Consider the following 20,362-nt stretch of genomic DNA (forward strand, 5'->3'; position numbering starts at 1 on the left):
CTGCTGGTTACGGCGGGGAGGCGCCCCGCGGCCGGACCGCCGCCCGGTGGCGGCCACCGGCCCGGGCACGGTCGAAAAACGGCCGCCGGACGCGAACGGGCCGTCAGCCGGCCCGATCACGCGCGCAGTTTGCCATACAATGCGCACCATCATGCACGACCGACGCCTCCATTTTCTCGTTCCGTTCGCGCTGCCGTCGGCGGCCGATGCGGCCTCATCCCTGCACACGCTGGACAGCCCCGCGCTCGAAAAGTTGCTCGCCCGCGCGAGCCTCGTCGAGCGCGTGGCCGGCGAGGACTTCCAGCGCACGCTGCCGCACGAGCGCTGGCTGGCCCGCCAGTTCGGCGCAACCCAGGGCAACGCCGCGGACGAGGCGCCGCTCGCGCCCTACATGCTGCTGGCGGACGGCGGCGACCCCGGCGCGCACGCGTGGGCCTGCGTCGAGCCCGTCCACGTCGAAATCGCGCACGATCACCTGGTGCTGGTCGATCCAGCCGCGCTCGCGCTCGACGACGGCGACGCGGCGGCGCTGCTCGCGGTGGCGCGGCCGCTGATCGAAGAACTCGGCGTGCGGCTCGACGCGCCGAATCCCGCCCGCTGGTACCTGTCGAGCGATCAGCTCTCCCGGCTCGCGGGCGCCGCGCCGCTGCGCGCGAGCGGCCGCAACATCGAAATCTGGCTGCCGCACGAGGCCCATACGGGAGAGCGCTCGCGGATGTGGATGAAGCTGCAGAACGAAGTGCAGATGGCATGGTTCCAGCATCCGGTCAACGAGGCTCGCGACGCGCGCGGCCTGCCGGCCGTCAATTCGATCTGGTTTCATGCGCAGGGCACGCTGAAGCCGGTCGGCAAGCCGTTCGCGCGCGTGCTGTCCGCGTCGCCGGCAGCGCTCGGCCTTGCGCGCGCCGCACAGATCGACGCCGCAGCCCCGCCCTCTGCATTCGGCGCACTGTCAGCCGCCGACGGTGCGACGCTCGTCGAACTGCCGGCACTGACCACCCCGTTCATCGAGCAGGACTGGGCGCGCTGGCACGACGGACTCGCCGTGCTCGAGCGCGACTGGTTCGCGCCGACCCTCGCCGCGCTGCAGTCCGGCGAGCTCGCGAGCGTCGATTTCACGCTGTGCGGCGATACGAGCTCCGTGACGCTGCACGCGACGCGCGGCGACCTGCGCAAGTTCTGGCGCCGCCGTGCGCTCGCCTCCCTGTTCGAATAACCAGCAGACCCCGAATGACCCGGATCGTTACCCGCCCCGTCGCGCCCGCCGACGCAGAAGTGCTCGCGCGCCACGGCCTGCACCCCGTCCTCGCGCGCCTGTATGCGTCGCGCGGCGTGCAGTCCCCCGTCGATATCGAGACCGCGCTTGCGCGGCTCGTCCCGCCCACCGAGCTGAAAGGCTGCGCCGACGCGGCGTCGCTGCTTGCCGACGCGATCGCCGACAAGCGGCGCCTGCTCGTCGTCGCGGACTACGACTGCGACGGCGCGACCGCGTGCGCGGTCGCGGTGCGCGGCCTGCGGATGTTCGGCGCACAGATCGACTACCTGGTGCCGAACCGCTTCGAATACGGCTACGGCCTCACGCCCGAGATCGTCGAACTCGCCGCCGCGCGCAAGCCCGACCTGCTGATCACCGTCGACAACGGGATCGCCAGCGTCGCGGGCGTCGAAGCCGCAAACGCGCGCAACATCGACGTGCTCGTGACCGACCACCACCTGCCCGGCGACGCGCTGCCCGCTGCGCGCGCGATCGTCAACCCTAACCAGCCCGGCTGCGCGTTCCCGAGCAAGCACCTCGCCGGGGTCGGCGTGATGTTCTACGTGCTGCTCGCGCTGCGTGCCGAGCTGCGCCGCCGCGGCGCCTTTGCGAGCAAGGAAGCCGAGCCGCGCCTCGACGGCCTGCTTGACCTCGTCGCGCTCGGCACCGTCGCCGACGTCGTGCGACTCGACGGCAACAACCGCGTGCTCGTCGCGCAGGGGCTGCAGCGCATCCGCAACGGCCGCATGCAGCCGGGCATCGCCGCGCTGTTCCGCGCCGCCGCGCGCGAGGCGCGCACGGCATCGGGCTTCGACCTCGGCTTCGGCCTCGGCCCACGCCTGAACGCCGCCGGGCGGCTCTCCGACATGTCGCTCGGCATCGAGTGCCTGATCACCGACGACATCGGCCGCGCATGGGACCTCGCGCAGCAGCTCGACGTGATGAACCGCGAACGCCGCGAGATCGAAGCCGGCATGCAGCAGCAGGCGCTGGCCGATCTCGCCGACGTCGATCCGGCCGACGCGTGCACGATCACCCTCTTCAATCCCGAGTGGCATCAGGGCGTGATCGGCATCGTCGCCGGCCGGCTCAAGGAAAAATTCCACCGCCCGTCGTTCACGTTCGCGCACGCGGACGACGAAGGCAAGCGGGTCAAGGGGTCGGGACGCTCGATTCCCGGCTTCCACCTGCGCGACGCGCTCGACCTCGTGTCGAAACGCGAACCGGACCTGATCGTCGCATTCGGCGGCCACGCGATGGCAGCTGGCCTCACGCTCGACACCGAGAATGTGCCGCGCTTCGCGGCCGCGTTCGAGGCCGTCGCGCGCGAATGGCTGTCCGACGACGCGCTCGCCCGTGTGATCGAGACCGACGGCGAACTCGAGGACGCGTACTTCACGCCGCAGTTTGTCGGGCTGCTCGACGAGGCCGTGTGGGGGCAAGGTTTTCCGGCCCCGCTTTTCTCGGGCGAATTCGACGTCGTGTCCCAGTCGCTCGTGAAGGAAAAACATCTGAAGCTGCAGCTGGCGCGCGGCCGGCAGCGCTTCAACGCGATCTGGTTCAACCACACCGAGCCGCTGCCGGAGAGCGCACTGGTCGCATACCGCCTCGTCGCCGACACGTGGAACGGCGTCACGCGCGTCCAGCTGATCGTCGAGCACGCAGCCGGCTGAGCGGGGCCACCCGGCCCGCTGCCATGCCCGCCCCTGCATGCACGCCGCGCCGGACGGGGCCGCGGTACACGTGCATGCACCGTTTGCGTCACCGGGCAACCCTGCCGATCGGCTATAATTCCGCTTTTTTACGAAGCAAGAATAGCGAACGATCATGGAAGCGGAACGTCTCAACGCGATCGAAAGCTCCCTGCTCGACCTGCGCAACCGCGCGGGCGAGCTTCGGGGGTATCTTTGACTACGACGCCAAAGCTGCGCGTCTGACCGAAGTCAACAAGGAACTCGAAGACCCGAACGTCTGGAACGATTCGAAGAACGCCCAGGCGCTCGGTCGCGAGAAGAAGCTGCTCGAGGGCGTCGTCACGACCCTCACCGCGCTTGATGGCGACCTGCGCGACGCGCTCGACCTGTTCGAGCTGGCCCGCGAGGAAGGCGACGAGGACACCCTCGTCGCGTCGGAGGAAGACGCCGCGAAGCTCGAAGCGCGCGTCGGCGACATCGAGTTCCGCCGGATGTTCTCGAACCCGGCCGACCCGAACAACTGCTTCATCGACATCCAGGCCGGCGCCGGCGGCACCGAAGCGTGCGACTGGGCATCGATGCTGCTGCGCCAGTACCTGCGCTACTGCGAACGCAAGGGCTTCAAGGCCGAGGTGCTCGAAGAGTCCGACGGCGACGTCGCCGGCATCAAGAACGCGACGGTCAAGGTCTCGGGCGAATACGCATACGGCTTCCTGCGCACCGAAACGGGCATCCACCGCCTCGTGCGCAAGTCGCCGTTCGACTCGTCGGGCGGCCGCCACACGTCGTTCTCGTCGGTGTTCGTCTATCCGGAAATCGACGACTCGATCGAAGTCGAGATCAACCCGGCCGACCTGCGCATCGACACGTACCGCGCATCGGGCGCGGGCGGTCAGCACATCAACAAGACCGACTCCGCGGTGCGGATCACGCACATGCCGACCGGTATCGTCGTGCAGTGCCAGAACGACCGCTCGCAGCACCGCAACCGCGCCGAAGCGATGGCAATGCTGAAGTCGCGCCTGTACGAAGTCGAGATGCGCAAGCGCCAGGCCGAACAGGACAAGCTCGAATCGAGCAAGACCGATGTGGGCTGGGGCCATCAGATCCGTTCGTACGTGCTCGACCAGAGCCGCGTGAAGGACCTGCGCACGAACGTCGAAATGAGCAACACGAGGGCTGTCCTCGACGGCGACCTCGACGACTTCATCAGCGCGAGCCTCAAACAGGGCGTGTAAGCGCCGCGGCGCGGCCTGGCCAGGTCGCGCCACCCTTGCCCTTCCCGTTTGCGTTGCCGCACCCACTCCGAATTCCGACCATCATGACCGAACCGACCCAAACGCAGCCCGCCGTCACGGCGGACGAAAACCAGATCATCGCCGAGCGCCGCGAGAAGCTGCGCGCCCTGCGCGAGCAAGGCGTCGCCTACCCGAACGATTTCCGGCCCGAGCACCACGCAGCCGACCTGCAGGCGAAATTCGCCGACTCGGACAAGGCCGCGCTCGAAGCGAACCCGGTCGAGGTGTCGGTGGCCGGCCGCATGATGCTCAAGCGCGTGATGGGCAAGGCGAGCTTCGCGACGGTGCAGGACGGTTCGGGCCAGATCCAGTTCTTCGTGACACCGAACGACGTCGGCGCGGAAACCTACGACGCATTCAAGAAGTGGGACCTCGGCGACATCGTCGCCGCGCGCGGCGTGCTGTTCCGCACCAACAAGGGCGAGCTGTCGGTCCAGTGCAAGGAACTGCGCCTGCTGTCGAAGGCACTGCGTCCGCTGCCGGACAAGTTCCACGGCCTGTCCGACCAGGAAATGCGCTACCGCCAGCGCTACGTCGACCTGATCGTCACGCCGGAAACGCGCGACACGTTCCGTGCCCGCACCAAGACGATCGCGTCGATCCGCAAGTTCATGGACAACGCCGAGTTCATGGAAGTCGAAACGCCGATGCTGCACCCGATCCCGGGCGGCGCGGCGGCGAAGCCGTTCGTCACGCATCACAATGCGCTCGACATGCAGATGTTCCTGCGCATCGCGCCGGAACTGTACCTGAAGCGCCTGATCGTCGGCGGCTTCGAGCGCGTGTTCGAAATCAACCGCAATTTCCGGAATGAAGGCGTGTCGCCGCGTCACAACCCGGAATTCACGATGATGGAGTTCTACGCCGCGTACACCGACTACCGCTGGCTGATGGACTTCACCGAGCAACTGATCCGCCAGGCGGCGATCGATGCGCTCGGCACCGCGACGATCCAGTATCAAGGCCGCGAGCTCGACCTCGCGAAGCCGTTCCATCGCCTGACGATCACGCAGGCGATCCAGAAGTACGCACCGGGCTACACCGCCGGCCAGCTGTCGGACGACGCGTTCCTGCGCACCGAACTGAAGCGCTTCGGCGTCGACGTGTCGCAGCCCGCGTTCCTGAACGCGGGCATCGGCGCGCTGCAGCTCGCGCTGTTCGAGGAAACGGCCGAAGCGCAGCTGTGGGAGCCGACCTTCATCATCGATTACCCGGTTGAAGTGTCGCCGCTCGCACGCGCATCGGATACGGTGCCGGGCATCACCGAGCGCTTTGAGCTGTTCATGACCGGCCGCGAAATCGCGAACGGCTTCTCGGAGCTGAACGATCCTGAAGACCAGGCTGCGCGCTTCAAGAAGCAGGTCGAGCAGAAGGATGCAGGCGACGAGGAAGCGATGTTCTTCGACGCCGACTACATCCGTGCGCTCGAGTACGGGATGCCCCCGACCGGCGGCTGCGGGATCGGGATCGACCGTCTCGTGATGCTGCTGACCGACAGCCCGACGATCCGCGACGTGCTGCTGTTCCCCCACCTGCGCCGCGAAGACTGATCGCCGCACCCGCGTGTGCGCCGCGCCCCGCGGCGCGCACGCGTCAGCTTTGTAACGACGCGTAAGTCCCGCCAGCCGACGTTCGCCGGCTTTCGATCTATCCCCGTTTTATTCCCTCGCCGCGCCTGCCTTCTCCGGGTTTTCCCTGTCATGGCTGCCTGCGCCCTGCTGCAATTCGTTACACCTTGATACGGTTCGCCGCGCGCCGGTGGATGACACTCCTGTTGCGTCACCACGTATGACCACGGGACCAGAATCAGGCGCAGGAACGCCAGATCTGCTCGAACCCGCAGCGTGGGATCCGGCCCGGCGCCACAGTGCCGATCCGGATCGACATCGGAGAAAAAAATGGACAACCAGAATCAGACCACGCCGCAAAAGCAACGCCTCCACCCGCTCATCGCCACCGCCGCCGGCGCCGTCATCGTCGCCAGCCTCGCGGCAACGGCAGCGATCACCGGCGTGTTCCCGAAGGCCAGCAGCAGCAACGAACAGAACGGCCAGACCCAGGCCGCGCTGATCGCCTCGCAGCCGGCCGTCGATACGGCCGCAGCCGCCAGCGCCGCGCTGGCCGCACAGGCCCAGCAGCAGGCGGCCGAACAAGCCGCTGCGCAGCAGAAGGCTGCCGTCGCGCAGGCCGAGCCGAAGCCCGCGCCGCGCCCGGCTGCACCGCACCGCCGTCATACGACGGCACCGCAGCCGCCGCAATACGCGCAGCAGCCGTCGGCGCCGGCCCAGACCTACTGCCAGAGCTGCGGCACGGTCGTCGCGATCTCGCAGACGCGCACGCCGGGCCAGAGTTCGGGGATCGGCGCCGTGGGCGGCGCTGCAGCCGGCGGCCTGCTCGGCAACCAGTTCGGCCACGGCAACGGCCGCACCGCGATGACGATCATCGGCGCGCTGGGCGGCGGTCTCGCCGGCAACCAGGTCGAGAAGCAGGTGCGCGCGGAAACCGACTATCAGGTGCAAGTGCAGATGGAGAGCGGCGCGACGCGCACGTTCACGTACCACAACCCGCCGCCGTTCGGCCAGGGCCAGCGCGTGCGGATCGAGAACGGCACGCTGGTCGGCGCGTGATCGCGTGATTCCCCTGCCCGCGTCACGTACGCGGAACGGGCTTGATGAATCGGCCTGAAAATGAAAACGGCTCGTGAGCGATTTGCTCACGAGCCGTTTTTTCATGACCGGCCGTCTGCGCCGTTGCGGCGCATGCGGGGTTCAGTCCTCGTCGTCGAAGTCCGACTCGTCGATCCAGTGGGCCTGGATCGCTTCGAGGATCTTCTCGCCGGAGTGCGTCGGATCGTCGTTGAAGCCGTCGAGTTCGAGCACCCACTGGCGCAGGTCGACGAAGTTGATCCGCTGCGGGTCGATGTCCGGGTACTTGTCCGCCAGCGCAATCGCTATTTCACGCGAATCGGTCCATTTCATCGCCTGCCTCCGGTTCCTGTCAGTGGTTTTCCTTCGCGTGGTTGATCGAGTACTTCGGAATCTCGACCACCAGGTCCGAATCTTCCTTCACGATCGCCTGGCACGACAGGCGCGACGTCGGCTCGAGGCCCCACGCCTTGTCCAGCAGATCGTCCTCGTCCTCCTCGGACGGCGTCAGATCGTTGAAGCCTTCGCGGATCACCACGTGGCACGTCGTGCACGCGCACGACTTCTCGCATGCATGCTCGATCTCGATTCCGTGTTCGAGCAGGTTGTCGCAGATACTCTTGCCGGGCGTCGCGTCGATCACTGCGCCATCCGGGCACAGTTCGACGTGAGGTAGCACCACCAGTTGAGGCATGTCCGTTCCGTCAGTCAGGGTGCGGCGCCGGGCGCCGCACGGTTCAATATCGCGCGGGCCGTTACCGGCCGATGCGCAGTTCGTGAGTTCAGATCTCGTCGAGCCGGCGGCCCGACAACGCGCGCTTGATGCTCTTGTCCATCCGGCGCGCAGCGAATTCGTCGGTGCCGTCGGCCAGCGCCTTGGTCGCCGCTTCGATCGCGTTCGTATCGTCGCCCTGCGCCACCGCGCGCAGTGCCGCGGCCAACGTGTCGACCTGCGTGCGCTCGTCCGCGTCGAGCAGTTCGCCGTCGGCCGCCAGCGCAGCCTGCGTCGCCTCGAGCATCCGCTCGGCCTCGACCTGCGCTTCGCGCAGCGCGCGTGCGCGCATGTCGATTTCGGCCGTCTTGAAGCTGTCCTCGAGCATCTTCGCGATGTCGTCGTCGGCAAGGCCGTACGACGGCTTCACGACGACCGACGCCTCGACGCCCGACAGCTGCTCGCGGGCGAACACCGACAGCAGGCCGTCCGCGTCGACCTGGTAGGTCACGCGAATGCGCGCGGCGCCGGCCGTCATCGGCGGAATGCCGCGCAGTTCGAAGCGCGCGAGCGACCGGCAATCGGCGACGAGCTCGCGCTCGCCCTGCACGACGTGGATCGCCATCGCAGTCTGGCCGTCCTTGAAGGTCGTGAATTCCTGCGCGCGCGCGATCGGAATCGTCGAGTTGCGCGGAATGATCTTTTCGACGAGGCCGCCCATCGTCTCGACACCGAGCGACAGCGGAATCACGTCGAGCAGCAGCCAGTCGTCACCGGTGCCGCGATTGCCTGCGAGCAGGTCGGCCTGGATCGCCGCGCCGAGCGCGACGACCTGGTCCGGATCGAGGTTCACGAGCGGCGGCTGGCCGAAATGTTTCGCGACCGCGTCGCGAATCACCGGCATGCGCGTCGCGCCGCCGACGAGCACGACACCCTTGATGTCGGCCGCCGTGACCTGCGCGTCGCGCAGCGCCTTGCGGGTCGGCGTGAGCGTGCGCTGCACGAGCGGCTCGACGAGTGACGCGAACGTGTCGTGCGAGATCGTCTGCACGAGGTGCGCGCCACCCGACAGCGTGACGTCAAGCGACGCCTGCGGCGCGGACGACAGCGCTTCCTTCAGCACGCGCACACGGTCGAGCAGCAGGCGCACGTCTTCGGGCGCGAGCGTCTTCGCATCGATGCCGGCCTGCGCGAGCACGTGGCTGAACAGCGCATGGTCGAAATCGTCGCCGCCGAGTGCGGAATCGCCGCCCGCGGCCAGCACTTCGAACACGCCCTTCGTCAGCTTCAGGATCGACAGGTCGAACGTGCCGCCGCCGAGGTCGTACACCGCGTAGAGGCCTTCGGCCCCGTTGTCGAGACCGTAGGCAATCGCCGCAGCGGTCGGTTCGTTCAGCAGGCGCAGCACGTTGAGACCCGCGAGGCGTGCGGCATCCTTGGTCGCCTGGCGTTGTGCTTCGTCGAAATACGCGGGCACCGTGATCACCGCGCCGACCAGGTCGTCGCCAAGCGAATCTTCCGCGCGATAGCGCAGCGTCGCGAGAATCTCGGCCGACACTTCGACCGGGCTCTTCACGCCGTCGATGGTACGGATCTGCACCATGCCCGGCGCATCGACGAATTCGTACGGTGCGTTCGCGGCGCCTTCGACCTCGGCCTTGCCGCGGCCCATGAAGCGCTTGACCGACACGATCGTATTGCGCGGATCGCTCGCCGCCTGCTCTTTCGCCTCTTGGCCGATGCGTCGGCCGCCCTTCTCGAGATAGCGGACCACCGACGGCAGCAGCACACGGCCCGCTTCGTCCGGCAGGACTTCGGGCACACTGTTGCGCACGGCCGCGACGAGCGAGTTCGTCGTGCCGAGATCGATCCCGACGGCGAGCCGCCGCTGATGCGGCGCCGGCGCCATGCCCGGTTCGGAAATTTGCAGTAAAGCCATCTTGGTTCGTTCGGGCGCTCGGCCCGTTTGCTGCGCGTGCCGCAAGGCACGCGGTTAAGTTTCGAGGCGCTCGATCTGCGCGCCCACTTCCGACGCGACCCGTTCGATGAACATCAGCTGACGCACGGCCTCGGCGGCCGCCTGATCGGCGCCGCTGTCGAGCAGCGTGCCGAGGCGCTCCACACGCAAGCGCCGCTCTTCGCGCAACTCGGCGAGCAGCGCGTCGAGCGCGTCGACGTTGCGGGCGGCCGCGGCATCCTCGATGCCCTCGCGCCACTCCATCTGCTGCATCAGGAACGCGGGCTCCATCGCGGTGTTGTTTTCCGCGCCGATGTCGACACCGCGCAGCGACAGCAGATACGACGCACGCTTCAGCGGATCGCGCAGCGTGCGGTATGCCTCGTTCGCGCGGGTGGCCCATTGCATCGCGATGCGCTTCTGCGCATCGCCGGCCGCCGCGAAGCGGTCCGGATGCACCTGCGTCTGCACCGTCCGATAGGCGGCGTCGAGCACAGTCTCGTCGAGCGCGAATTGCGCCGGCAGGTGAAACAGGTCGAAGTGGCTGTCTTTCAGCGAGACCATCGTCGCGTTCAATTCCGGTTCGTCGCGCGGCAAACGCCGCACATTAAAAAGGCGGCCCGTGCCGCCTCTTGCCCGCATCGCGCGGAGATCCGCGCTGTCACACGCGGAACGATTCGCCGCAGCCGCACTCGTCCTTCACGTTCGGGTTGTTGAACTTGAACCCTTCGTTCAGGCCTTCGCGTGCGAAGTCGAGCTCGGTGCCGTCGATGTACGCAAGGCTCTTCGGGTCGACGATGACCTTCACCCCATGGCTCTCGAACACCTGATCCTCGGGAGCCAGCTCGTCGACATACTCGAGCTTGTACGCGAGCCCCGAGCACCCGGTCGTGCGAACGCCAAGCCGCAGGCCCACACCCTTGCCGCGACGGACGAGGTATTTCTGGACGTGCTGTGCTGCTTTTTCGGTCAGTGTAATTGCCATGATGTCCTTGCCGCGGCGCGCCACCGGGGCCCGCCGCGTTTCCTTCTCTAGCCGCTCGATGCCGCTCAGGCTGCTGCCTGATCGCCTTCCTTGGTGTCGTGGCGCTTCTTGTAGTCGGCCACGGCTGCCTTGATCGCGTCTTCCGCGAGGATCGAGCAGTGAATCTTCACCGGCGGCAGCGCGAGTTCTTCGGCGATCTGCGTGTTCTTGATCGACAGGGCTTCGTCGAGCGTCTTGCCCTTCACCCACTCGGTGACGAGCGAGCTCGACGCGATCGCCGAACCGCAACCGTAGGTCTTGAACTTCGCGTCTTCGATCACGCCGTCCGCGCCGACGCGGATCTGCAGCTTCATCACGTCGCCGCAGGCCGGCGCGCCGACCATGCCCGTGCCGACCGTGTCGTCGTCCTTCGCGAACGAACCGACGTTGCGCGGGTTTTCGTAGTGATCCAGAACCTTGTTGCTGTAAGACATGACTCAGACTCCTTGACTCGTTACGTCTGCGTGCGCGAATCCGCCCGCGGGTATGTTCAATCCGGCGCTCAGTGTGCGGCCCATTCGATCGTCGACAGATCGATGCCTTCCTGGTGCATTTCCCAGAGCGGCGACAGTTCGCGCAGCTTCGCGATCTTGCTGTTCAGCAGGTTGATCACGAAGTCGACTTCCTGCTCCGTCGTGAAGCGGCCGACCGTGAAGCGGATCGAGCTGTGTGCCAGCTCGTCGTTGCGGCCGAGCGCACGCAGCACGTACGACGGCTCCAGCGACGCCGACGTACATGCGGAGCCCGACGACACCGCGACGTCCTTGATCGCCATGATCAGCGACTCGCCTTCGACGAAGTTGAAACTGATGTTGAGGTTGTGCGGGACACGGCGCTCCATGTCGCCGTTCACGTACGTTTCCTCGATCTGCGACAGGCCGCGCAGCAGCTTGTCGCGCAGCATGCGAACGCGCTCGTTTTCCGTCGCCATTTCTTCGCGTGCGATGCGGAACGCCTCGCCCATGCCGACGATCTGGTGCGTCGCCAGCGTGCCCGAACGCATCCCGCGCTCGTGGCCACCGCCGTGCATCTGCGCTTCGATGCGCACACGCGGCTTGCGGCGCACGTACAGCGCGCCGATGCCCTTCGGGCCGTAGGTCTTGTGCGCCGAGAACGACATCAGGTCGACCTTCAGCTTCGCGAGGTCGATCTGGACCTTGCCGGTCGACTGTGCGGCGTCGACGTGGAACACGATGCCCTTTTCGCGGCAGATTTCACCGATCGTCTCGATGTCCTGGATCACGCCGATCTCGTTGTTCACGTGCATCACCGACACGAGGATCGTGTCCGGACGCAGCGCGGCCTTGAACACGTCGAGGTCGATCAGGCCGTCATCCTTCACGTCGAGGTAGGTGACTTCGAAACCGTCGCGCTCGAGCTCGCGGCAGGTATCGAGCACGGCCTTGTGCTCGGTCTTCACCGTGATGATGTGCTTGCCCTTGCCCTTGTAGAAGTTCGCGGCACCCTTGATCGCGAGGTTGTCCGATTCCGTTGCACCGGACGTCCAGATGATCTCGCGCGGATCCGCGTTCACGAGCGCGGCCACGTTCTCGCGCGCTTCCTCGACCGCACGCTCCGCGTCCCAGCCATACGCGTGGCTGCGCGACGCCGGGTTGCCGAACTGCTCGCGCAGGTACGGCACCATCTTGTCGACCACGCGCGGATCGACGGGCGTCGTCGCGCTGTAATCCATGTAGATGGGCAGGTGGAGAGTGTCTTGGGTCATCTGTCGCTCCGGGAATTCTGTGCAGGGACTATGTGCGTTATGGGGTATGGCGGCGCTTTCGCGCTCACGAACTCGCGATGTTGAACACCGAATTGGGGCCGAGCGGCATCGTCCGCACCGGCTCGGCCGGCGCCGCGACGGGCTCCGGCGTGCGCCGGTCGCGCAGCACCGCAGGTGCGCCCTCGCGAGCGCGCTGCTGATCGACGAGATCCTGCAGCGACACCGAATCGAGGTATTCGACCATCTTCTGGTTCAGCGTCGACCACAGCTCGTGCGTCATGCAATGGCCGTCGGGCTGCTTCGAGCCGTCGCACGTGCCTTTGCCGCCGCACTGCGTGGCGTCGAGCGGTTCATCGACCGCGATGATGATGTCGGCAACGGTGACATCCTGCGCGCGACGCGCGAGGTTGTAGCCGCCGCCCGGGCCGCGCACGGATTCGACGATTTCATGCCTGCGCAGCTTGCCGAACAGCTGTTCGAGATACGAGAGCGAAATCCGCTGGCGCTGGCTGATGCCTGCAAGCGTCACCGGGCCCTGCTCCTGGCGCAGTGCCAAGTCAATCATCGCCGTGACGGCGAAACGGCCTTTGGTGGTGAGTCTCATGGTGTCTAGGGGACTGCAATCTTGACGATTTTGGTCAAGTATAAATATTTGACGAATTTAGTCAAGTATCCATGCTTTTGAAAGGGTATTCGCAGACCGCTGAATACCGCGCGATCAGCGCTCCGTGCGGGCCCGGAGCGTCTCCAGCAGGCCCGCACACGCGCGCTCGACCTGATCGAGCACCTGCTCGAAGCCCTGCGCGCCGCCGAAATAGGGATCGGCCACTTCGGTTTCGGCCGAATCCGGCGCGAACTCCATCAGCAGGCGCACCTTGTCGTGATGCTGCGGCGGACAGCGGCGGCGCAACTCCGCGAGATTCGCCTCGTCCATCGCAAGCAGCAGGTCGAAACGCTCGAAATCCGCCGCGCTCACCTGTCGGGCGCGCAGCGCCGACAGGTCGTAGCCACGGCCACGAGCGGCAGCCTGCGCACGCGTATCGGGTGGCTCGCCGACATGCCAGTCGCCCGTGCCGGCCGAATCGATCGCGATCCGGTCGGCCAGCGCGGCCGCGTCGACCTGGCGACGCATCACGCCTTCCGCGGTGGGCGAACGGCAGATGTTGCCGAGACAGACGAAGCAGATCGAAACGCGGGTCATCGCACTATCGGAAAGCCGCGGCGGACCGCGTTGGAGAACAGCACGCCATTATACAAAGGCGGCCGAAATCGCGCCGCCGCGCAAAGCGACGGCGCCGTGCATTACAGCGCCTTCGGTGCGGCGAGCACAACGTCGCCGGCCGCTGCCGGCAGCGGCTTCGCCGCATCGCCGACCAGCCCGAACGACACCGCACGCGCCAGTTCGGCAGACGCCTGGTGCACCGCCAGCGGGCCACGCGACGGCGCATCGGCCATCGCATGCAGATAGGCAGCCGCAGCCAGCGGAACGACAATTGCCAGCGGCCAGTACATCGATATTGTCTTTCTCATGATGCGGACCTCCTTGACCTCGTACCCCGAAACCCAATTCCGGGGACTACAGACAGGATTCTATAGACCGCACCTATCGAGATAAATATACAAATAGCGAACGCACTGTTGTCGCCGGATGAACAGTCGTCAGCCGAGGTGGCTTTGCGAGGCCGCGTACAGTTCGCGGAATGTGCGCCCGGTCGGTGTCGGCATGTCGCGCGTATCCATCCAGCCGCCCATCATCGGCAGGCGCCGCAGCGTGCCGCCGTTGCCGCCCAGCCGCTCGAGGACGCGTACGGCGAGCTTGGTCGTCAGCGCATACAGCATCGGCCGCCGCGCGACGAAGCCCCATGCGGCGAGCGCCGCCCGCTCGCGCCACGGCCGCAGGTGCCGCTCGACCTGCTTCTCGCGCAGCGTGCGCAACAGGTTCGACAACGGGATCCCGGCCGGACACACGCTGTCGCATTCGCCGCAGAGCGTCGCAGCCTGCGGCAGGTCGAGCGCGCGCTCGAGCCCGACGTAGCTCGGCGTCAGCACGGACCCCATCGGCCCCGGGTAGACCCAGCCGTACGCATGGCCGCCGACCTTCTGGTAAACCGGGCAATGGTTCATGCATGCGCCGCAGCGGATGCAGCGCAGCATCTCCTGGAACTCGCCGCCGATCAGCCCCGTGCGGCCGCCGTCGACGAGCACCACGTAGTTGTGCTCGGGGCCATCCTCGTCGTCCGGCCCGCGCGGCCCGGTCAGCAGCGAGAAATAGTTCGACGTCTTCTGCCCCGTTGCGGAACGAGGCAGCAGGCGCATCGCGGTCGCGAGATCCTCGAGCGTCGGCAGCACCTTCTCGATGCCCGTCACCGCCACATGCACGCGCGGCATCACCGTGCACATCCCCTCGTTCCCTTCGTTCGTCACGATCGCGACCGAACCGGTCTCGGCGATCACGAAGTTGCCGCCCGTCACGCCCATGTCGGCCGACATGAAATGCGGGCGCAGCACCTCGCGCGCCTCGCGCGTCATGTCCGGAATCTCGGTGAGCCGCTCGCGGTGATGCGTGCGCGCGAACAGGTCGGCGATCTCGTCCTTGTCCTTGTGCACGACGGGCGCAATGATGTGACTCGGCGGCTCGTTGTCGTTGATCTGCAGGATGTATTCGCCGAGATCCGTCTCGATCGACTGCACGCCCATTTCCGCGAGCACCGCGTTCAGGCGCATTTCCTCGGACACCATCGACTTGGTCTTGATGACCTTCTTCACGTCGTGACGGCGCGCGATGTCGGCCACGAGCCGCGCGGCGTCCGCGGTCGTTTCGGCGAACAGCACAGTGGTGCCGCGCCGCGTCGCCTCACGCTCGAAGGCCTCGAGCCACACGTCGAGGTTCTCCAGCGCGCGATTGCGGCGCGCCTTCAGCGCGGCCCGCGTGGCCTGGAAGTCGATCGCGGTCATCGCGTCGGCGCGCGCGGACACGAACTTGGTCGACAGCTTCTTCAGATTCTGCTGCAGGCGCTGGTCAGCCAGCTTCTGGCCGGCGCGCGCCTTGAAATGCATCGATTGGACTTGCATCGCGGTATCGGGGAAAAGTGAGCGGAACCGGGCGTCAGACGTCGCCCGCCAGCACCTGCGCGACGTGCAGCACGCGGGTGTCGCGGTCGCCGGTGCGGCGCAACCGCCCTTCGATGTTCAGCATGCAGCCGAGATCGCCGAGTACGACGGCACCCGTGCCCGACGCGCGCACATTCGCGCATTTTTCGTCCGCGATGGCCGCCGAAATGTCGCCGTACTTGACCGCAAACGTACCGCCGAAGCCGCAGCAGTGCTCGCAGTCCTTCATCTCGGTGACCGCGATGCCGCGCTGCGCGAGCAGCGCGCGCGGCTGCGCCTTCACGCCGAGTTCGCGCAGGCCCGAGCATGAATCGTGATAGGTGACGGGCCCCGTGAATTCACCCGGCGCGAGCGATACCTTCGCGACATTCGCCAGGAAATCGGTCAGTTCGTAGACCTTCTGCTGGAACCGCGTGTAGCGCCCCATCAGCTCGGGGTCGTCGCGGAACAGGTCGCCGTAGTGCGCGCGGATCATTCCGCCGCATGAACCCGACGGCGCGACGACGTAATCGAACTGCTCGAACTCGCGCAATGTCTTTTCCGCGAGATCGCGGGCGAGCGCGCGGTCGCCCGAGTTGTAGGCCGGCTGGCCGCAGCAGGTCTGCGCGGGCGGCACGATCACCTCGTAGCCGGCGTCGCGAATCAGCTTGAGCGCCGAAAAACCGATTTCGGGGCGCATCAGATCGACCAGGCAGGTCACGAACAAACCGACTCGCATACGTGCTCCTTCGAGAAAACGGCTCTCATTATCCGCCGTTTGGCCGGCAAGACCAACGCCGGCTAGCGCACAAGCCCGGGCTGCGCGAAACGAGGACTTCCTCGAACGGCGTTCGCTTTTTTCACGATACGAGATACAATCGTTGCAACCTCGCTTGACGCGTCAACCGATTTCTCCCCCGACATGAGCCAATCCACCCCGGATTCAAAAACGTCGATCCAGGTGATCGAACGCATGATGCGGTTGCTGGACGCGCTCGCCGCGCACAGCGACCCTGTCAGCCTGAAGGAACTTGCGCAGCGGACGGAGCTGCACCCGTCGACCGCGCACCGCATCCTCAACGACATGGTGACCTGCCGTCTCGTCGACCGCTCCGATCCCGGCACGTATCGCCTCGGCATGCGGCTGCTCGAGCTCGGCAACCTCGTAAAGGCGCGCCTGTCGGTACGCGACGCGGCGCTGATGCCGATGCGCGAGCTGCACCGCCTCACCGGGCAGACCGTGAACCTGTCGGTGCGTCAGGGCGACGAGATCGTCTACATCGAGCGCGCCTATTCGGAGCGTTCCGGGATGCAGGTCGTCCGTGCGATCGGCGGCCGCGCGCCGCTGCACCTCACGTCGGTCGGCAAGCTGTTCCTCGCGGCCGACGAAACATCGCGCGTGCGCGCCTATGCGACGCGCACGGGGCTGTCCGGCCATACGCAGAACAGCATCACCGACATCGCGAAGCTCGAGCGCGAGCTGACGATCGTGCGCCAGCAATCGTGCGCACGCGACAACGAGGAACTGGAACTCGGCGTGCGCTGTATCGCGGCCGGCATCTACGACGATTCGGGCAAACTCGTCGCGGGCCTGTCGCTGTCGGCGCCGGCCGATCGTCTGCAGGATGCGTGGCTCGGCCAGTTGAGCCGTACGGCCCTCACCATTTCGGAATCGCTCGGCTACCGGCCGGCGCCCGCGAAGGATGCGGACGGGTTGCAGCGGCAGGCATGAGCCGCCCTCACCGGCCTCGCTTCTCCCGAACGAAAAAGCCCCGCGATTGCGGGGCTTTTTCTTGTGACCGATCGGCACGACGGCGAACCGCCGCAAACGCGATCAGGTCCCGCCATTCGGCGTGTTGGCTGCCGTCAGGCGCTCGCCGCCGCCGGCGTCGAGCCAGTTGCGCAGGCGTGCCGCGTCGGCGAAACGCGAATACTTGCCGAACGAATCGAGCAGCACCATCACCATCGGCCGGCCATGGATCGTTGCCTGCATCACGAGGCATTCACCCGCTTCGTTGATGAAGCCCGTCTTCTGCAGGCCGATGTCCCACGAGCCGTTGCCGCGGATCAGCGCGTTCGTGCTGTTGTAGGCGAGGTTGCGCTTGCCCGTGTACACCTCGTAGCTGCGATCGGTCGAGAACTGACGGATCATCGGGTACTGGTACGCCGCATTGACCATCTTCACCAGATCGCGCGCGCTCGATACGTTCGAGCTCGACAGGCCGGTCGAATTCTCGAAGTGCGTATCGGCCATGCCAAGCGACTTCGCCTTCGCGTTCATCGCCGCGATGAACGCCGGACGGCCGCCCGGGTAGTAACGCGACAGCGCAGCGGCCGCGCGGTTTTCCGACGCCATCAGCGCGATGTGCAGCATGTCTTCACGCGACAGCACCGAGCCGACCGACAGGCGCGAGCCCGTGCCCTTCTCGTAGTCGCGATCTTCGTCGGTGACTTCGATCTGGTCGGTCATCGGCGACTTCGAGTCGAGCACGACCATCGCAGTCATCAGCTTCGAGATCGACGCGATCGGCACGACGGCGTGCGAATTCTTGTCGAACAGCGGCTCGCCCGAATTCTGGTCGACGACATACGCGACGCTCGATCGCAGCGCGAGCGCGTCGGGCGTGTCGTGCAGGCCGAAGGCCTGGCCGACCGTCGGCCGGCGCGGCTGGAACGCGACCTTGCGAACTGCGCCGTGATGGCCGCCATGCACGTTCGACGCGAGCGTCACGCGCTTGCGCGAAGCCTTCGCGCGCGGCGCGTCGGCTGCGGCGACCTTGGCGGATTTGTCGGAGGCGGCCTTGGCCGACTTCTTCTTCGCGGACGAAGCAGGAGCGACAGCCTTTTTCTTGGCGGCTTGTTGGGTCTTCGCAGTGGCGGCAAAGGCGTCAGCGGGCGCGACGGCCGCGGTGGTCGCCAGCAAGGCGACTGCGACCGACACAGCCGTGCCGAGCGTCATGCTCTGCAACAATCTGCGCGGTGAAAACGATTCGGCTTTCATTGGGGTCTGGACAAAGCGGGCGGGAGGTTTCCGCAAGTGTAGTTAAAGCTGAAAAAAAGAGCAATATTAGGCACTTACCGATCGTCGTTAAACCGGAATGTAAGGGTCGGCCAACCTCTGACCAATGAACCCTCCCGCTCCCATCGAAAAAATTCATGGGATACGCTGCCCGACAGTACCCGTCTCCCGATTACCACACGGTTAATTGAGATAACGTCACTTCGGAGGCGATTTAAAGCGGGGAAACTACGTATCCGGCGCTCGGGGTGCCTGGGGAGCCAGTCTCGGCCGTGGCGGCGGCAGGTCGCCACGGGACGCACATCGAAACGGCGCGTTTTTCGACAGGAACAGAAGGATAACGTTCCACAGGCCTGTCAGGTTTACCTGTGCATGATCATGGTGCGCCGCGCCTGCCCCGCCGCCGTGCGCACCATCTGGGACCGCACGTGAAACCGATTCCGAACGGCCACGATAACTCGTTGTTTTATCGATAATTTGTCGCGATTGTGCAACGCACAAAAAATACTTGACAACGGTTTTCTCTGCCCTAAAATAGGCTTCATTGCTGCGTTGCACAAAGCACGCGCATCCGAGGTTCCCCGTCGTAGTGCCCTTTACCCAGCGATCGACGCGATCGCTTTTCAGGAGCTGGACATGTCCTTGCTGACCCCCGAGCAAATCGCCGCCGCACAGAAAGCCAACCTCGAAAGCCTGTTCGGTCTGACGACCAAGGCATTCGAAGGCGTCGAAAAGCTGATCGAACTCAACCTGCAGGTCGTGAAGTCGACGCTGGCCGAAGGCCAGGAAAACGCACAGCGCCTGCTGTCGGTGAAGGACGCACAGGAACTGATCGCGCTGCAAGCGAGCCTGTCGCAGCCGGTCGCGGAAAAGGTGCTGTCGTACGGCCGTCACCTGTACGAAATCGCGTCGTCGACGCAAGCCGAATTCGCGAAGGTTGCTGAAGCGCAATTCGAAGAGCAGAACAAGAAGGTCCAGGCACTCGTCGACAACGTCGCGAAGAACGCCCCGGCCGGTTCGGAAACGGCTGTCGCCGCGCTGAAGTCGGCACTGAACGCTGCGAACACCACGTACGAAACGGTTCAGAAGGCAGCGAAGCAAGCCGTCGAAATCGCTGAAACGAACTTCAACGCTGCGGCTGCCGTCGCAACGAAGGCTGCCACCGCCGCTGCCGCACGTCGTACGAGCAAGCCGGCCGCGTAAGCGTCCCCTGCTCCTGAAAGAGCCGCGCACAGCGCGGCTTTTTCGTTTCTGGTGCCGGAACACGCGATCCGGCGACGGTCCCTGCGGGTCATTGCCGTCTTCCGTTACGCGGCATCAGGGGGCAATCAAATCAACAAGAAGTACGTTTCGCCTTCATTTCATTGATGTTCAGAACGCTCGGATCCATCACCGTCGCCACCGCCCTTTCCGTCGCGACGCTTGCGCTACCCGGTTTGGTCGCGGCCGCGCCACCCAACGCGACGCCTCAACAGGCAGAAACGCCAGAGTCGATGGAAATGTATGCGTTCGAGCTACCGTTTGCCGGCATAGTGGACGCGGCCCAGGCATTGCTGGCGAAGAACGGAATGGTGGGTATTTCCGAGGAACACGTGATCGCGGGAGAGGATAAAACCAGCCATTACCGCTACATGATCGTGGTGACACCTGCGAAATCGAATCCGAACAAGTCCTACCTCTGGATCAATGTCACGATGGGCGAGACGCCCCCGCCGCACGGCGCTGCCGCGCCACGCGATGAATTGCACGCGTTCATGAAGCAACTCGGCGAAAAACTCGGCACCACCCCGCAATTTGTCAGGGCGGCGAAGTAGATCCCGCCGCTCTGCGTGTGCGCGGTACCGCGCCTTCGGCATAGGCTGCCCCGCCCGGCCCTGGCTGCGCATCAATAAAAAAACGCCGCCGCTCGGGTTTCCCGAGCGGCGGCGTTTCTCATGACCGG

The 20,362-nt window shown here is 65.9% G+C and carries 21 protein-coding genes; 8 read left to right on the top strand and 13 right to left on the bottom strand.

The genetic code is table 11. The features are described 5' to 3' along the window. Positions 1–139 precede the first annotated feature (139 nt). The 5 genes from ACPTTF_RS11490 to ACPTTF_RS11510 all read left to right on the top strand — a co-directional run bounded on the left by ACPTTF_RS11490 (position 140) and on the right by ACPTTF_RS11510 (position 6,874). Positions 140–1,216, top strand: a complete 1,077-nt coding sequence (locus tag ACPTTF_RS11490) for a regulator (protein ID WP_423371228.1) — start codon at positions 140–142, stop codon at positions 1,214–1,216. Positions 1,217–1,230: 14 nt separating this feature from the next. After that, on the top strand, positions 1,231–2,928 hold the full coding sequence (gene recJ, locus ACPTTF_RS11495; protein ID WP_423371229.1) for a single-stranded-DNA-specific exonuclease RecJ: 1,698 nt from the start codon (positions 1,231–1,233) through the stop codon (positions 2,926–2,928). Positions 2,929–3,082: 154 nt separating this feature from the next. Further along, positions 3,083–4,187 (top strand): peptide chain release factor 2 gene (prfB, locus tag ACPTTF_RS11500; RefSeq protein WP_111941483.1). Its coding sequence is split into 2 segments (ribosomal slippage): positions 3,083–3,163 and positions 3,165–4,187, totalling 1,104 coding nucleotides; the frame shifts between segments, so codons are not numbered across the junction. An 83-nt stretch (positions 4,188–4,270) separates the two neighbouring features. Further along, positions 4,271–5,797 (top strand): lysine--tRNA ligase, encoded by a 1,527-nt coding sequence (gene lysS, locus ACPTTF_RS11505; RefSeq protein WP_423371230.1) that lies wholly within the window; start codon positions 4,271–4,273, stop codon positions 5,795–5,797. Between the two features lie 348 nt (positions 5,798–6,145). Next, positions 6,146–6,874 (top strand): glycine zipper 2TM domain-containing protein, encoded by a 729-nt coding sequence (locus tag ACPTTF_RS11510; RefSeq protein WP_166960278.1) that lies wholly within the window; start codon positions 6,146–6,148, stop codon positions 6,872–6,874. Positions 6,875–7,015: 141 nt separating this feature from the next. On the opposite strand, the gene iscX is transcribed toward ACPTTF_RS11510, so the two are convergent. The 12 genes from iscX to ACPTTF_RS11570 all read right to left on the bottom strand — a co-directional run bounded on the left by iscX (position 7,016) and on the right by ACPTTF_RS11570 (position 16,140). Then, on the bottom strand, positions 7,016–7,225 hold the full coding sequence (gene iscX / locus ACPTTF_RS11515; RefSeq protein ID WP_423371231.1) for a Fe-S cluster assembly protein IscX: 210 nt from the start codon (positions 7,223–7,225) through the stop codon (positions 7,016–7,018). 19 nt (positions 7,226–7,244) lie between these two features. Beyond that, positions 7,245–7,586, bottom strand: coding sequence for an ISC system 2Fe-2S type ferredoxin (gene fdx, locus ACPTTF_RS11520; protein ID WP_011352558.1), 342 nt, complete (start codon positions 7,584–7,586; stop codon positions 7,245–7,247). A gap of 88 nt (positions 7,587–7,674) precedes the next feature. Further along, entirely contained in the window at positions 7,675–9,543 is a 1,869-nt protein-coding gene (gene hscA / locus ACPTTF_RS11525) for a Fe-S protein assembly chaperone HscA (RefSeq protein WP_423371232.1), read from the bottom strand. Positions 9,544–9,597: 54 nt separating this feature from the next. Further along, entirely contained in the window at positions 9,598–10,125 is a 528-nt protein-coding gene (gene hscB / locus ACPTTF_RS11530; protein ID WP_423371877.1) for a Fe-S protein assembly co-chaperone HscB, read from the bottom strand. A gap of 97 nt (positions 10,126–10,222) precedes the next feature. Further along, positions 10,223–10,546 (bottom strand): iron-sulfur cluster assembly protein IscA, encoded by a 324-nt coding sequence (gene iscA / locus ACPTTF_RS11535; protein WP_014896627.1) that lies wholly within the window; start codon positions 10,544–10,546, stop codon positions 10,223–10,225. Positions 10,547–10,611: 65 nt separating this feature from the next. Then, positions 10,612–11,019, bottom strand: coding sequence for a Fe-S cluster assembly scaffold IscU (gene iscU, locus ACPTTF_RS11540; RefSeq protein ID WP_006481982.1), 408 nt, complete (start codon positions 11,017–11,019; stop codon positions 10,612–10,614). A 68-nt stretch (positions 11,020–11,087) separates the two neighbouring features. Continuing rightward, positions 11,088–12,311 (bottom strand): IscS subfamily cysteine desulfurase, encoded by a 1,224-nt coding sequence (locus tag ACPTTF_RS11545; RefSeq protein WP_166960285.1) that lies wholly within the window; start codon positions 12,309–12,311, stop codon positions 11,088–11,090. 64 nt (positions 12,312–12,375) lie between these two features. Continuing rightward, on the bottom strand, positions 12,376–12,915 hold the full coding sequence (gene iscR, locus ACPTTF_RS11550; protein WP_009691731.1) for a Fe-S cluster assembly transcriptional regulator IscR: 540 nt from the start codon (positions 12,913–12,915) through the stop codon (positions 12,376–12,378). A 114-nt stretch (positions 12,916–13,029) separates the two neighbouring features. Further along, positions 13,030–13,512, bottom strand: coding sequence for a low molecular weight protein-tyrosine-phosphatase (locus ACPTTF_RS11555; protein WP_423371233.1), 483 nt, complete (start codon positions 13,510–13,512; stop codon positions 13,030–13,032). Positions 13,513–13,613: 101 nt separating this feature from the next. Next, positions 13,614–13,841 carry a hypothetical protein gene (locus ACPTTF_RS11560; RefSeq protein WP_124455453.1) on the bottom strand — a complete coding sequence of 76 codons (228 nt, stop codon included), beginning with the start codon at positions 13,839–13,841 and terminating at the stop codon, positions 13,614–13,616. Between the two features lie 129 nt (positions 13,842–13,970). Further along, entirely contained in the window at positions 13,971–15,383 is a 1,413-nt protein-coding gene (locus tag ACPTTF_RS11565) for a lactate utilization protein B (protein WP_423371234.1), read from the bottom strand. A gap of 34 nt (positions 15,384–15,417) precedes the next feature. Next, positions 15,418–16,140 (bottom strand): (Fe-S)-binding protein, encoded by a 723-nt coding sequence (locus ACPTTF_RS11570; RefSeq protein WP_069248359.1) that lies wholly within the window; start codon positions 16,138–16,140, stop codon positions 15,418–15,420. Positions 16,141–16,323: 183 nt separating this feature from the next. On the opposite strand from ACPTTF_RS11570, the gene ACPTTF_RS11575 reads away from it, so the two are divergent. Continuing rightward, positions 16,324–17,133, top strand: coding sequence for an IclR family transcriptional regulator (locus ACPTTF_RS11575; RefSeq protein WP_166960293.1), 810 nt, complete (start codon positions 16,324–16,326; stop codon positions 17,131–17,133). 102 nt (positions 17,134–17,235) lie between these two features. Here the strand turns inward: ACPTTF_RS11575 and pbpG are convergent, their stop codons facing one another. Then, on the bottom strand, positions 17,236–18,402 hold the full coding sequence (pbpG, locus tag ACPTTF_RS11580; RefSeq protein WP_423371235.1) for a D-alanyl-D-alanine endopeptidase: 1,167 nt from the start codon (positions 18,400–18,402) through the stop codon (positions 17,236–17,238). Positions 18,403–19,056: 654 nt separating this feature from the next. Between pbpG and ACPTTF_RS11585 the strand changes: the two genes are divergently transcribed. Beyond that, complete coding sequence (locus ACPTTF_RS11585; RefSeq protein WP_048248776.1) at positions 19,057–19,623, top strand: phasin family protein; 567 nt, start codon at positions 19,057–19,059, stop codon at positions 19,621–19,623. A 164-nt stretch (positions 19,624–19,787) separates the two neighbouring features. Next, positions 19,788–20,234 (top strand): hypothetical protein, encoded by a 447-nt coding sequence (locus tag ACPTTF_RS11590; protein WP_423371236.1) that lies wholly within the window; start codon positions 19,788–19,790, stop codon positions 20,232–20,234. Positions 20,235–20,362: the final 128 nt, after the last annotated feature.

This window comes from Burkholderia crassaminum, assembly GCF_964265005.1.
GTDB lineage: Bacteria > Pseudomonadota > Gammaproteobacteria > Burkholderiales > Burkholderiaceae > Burkholderia.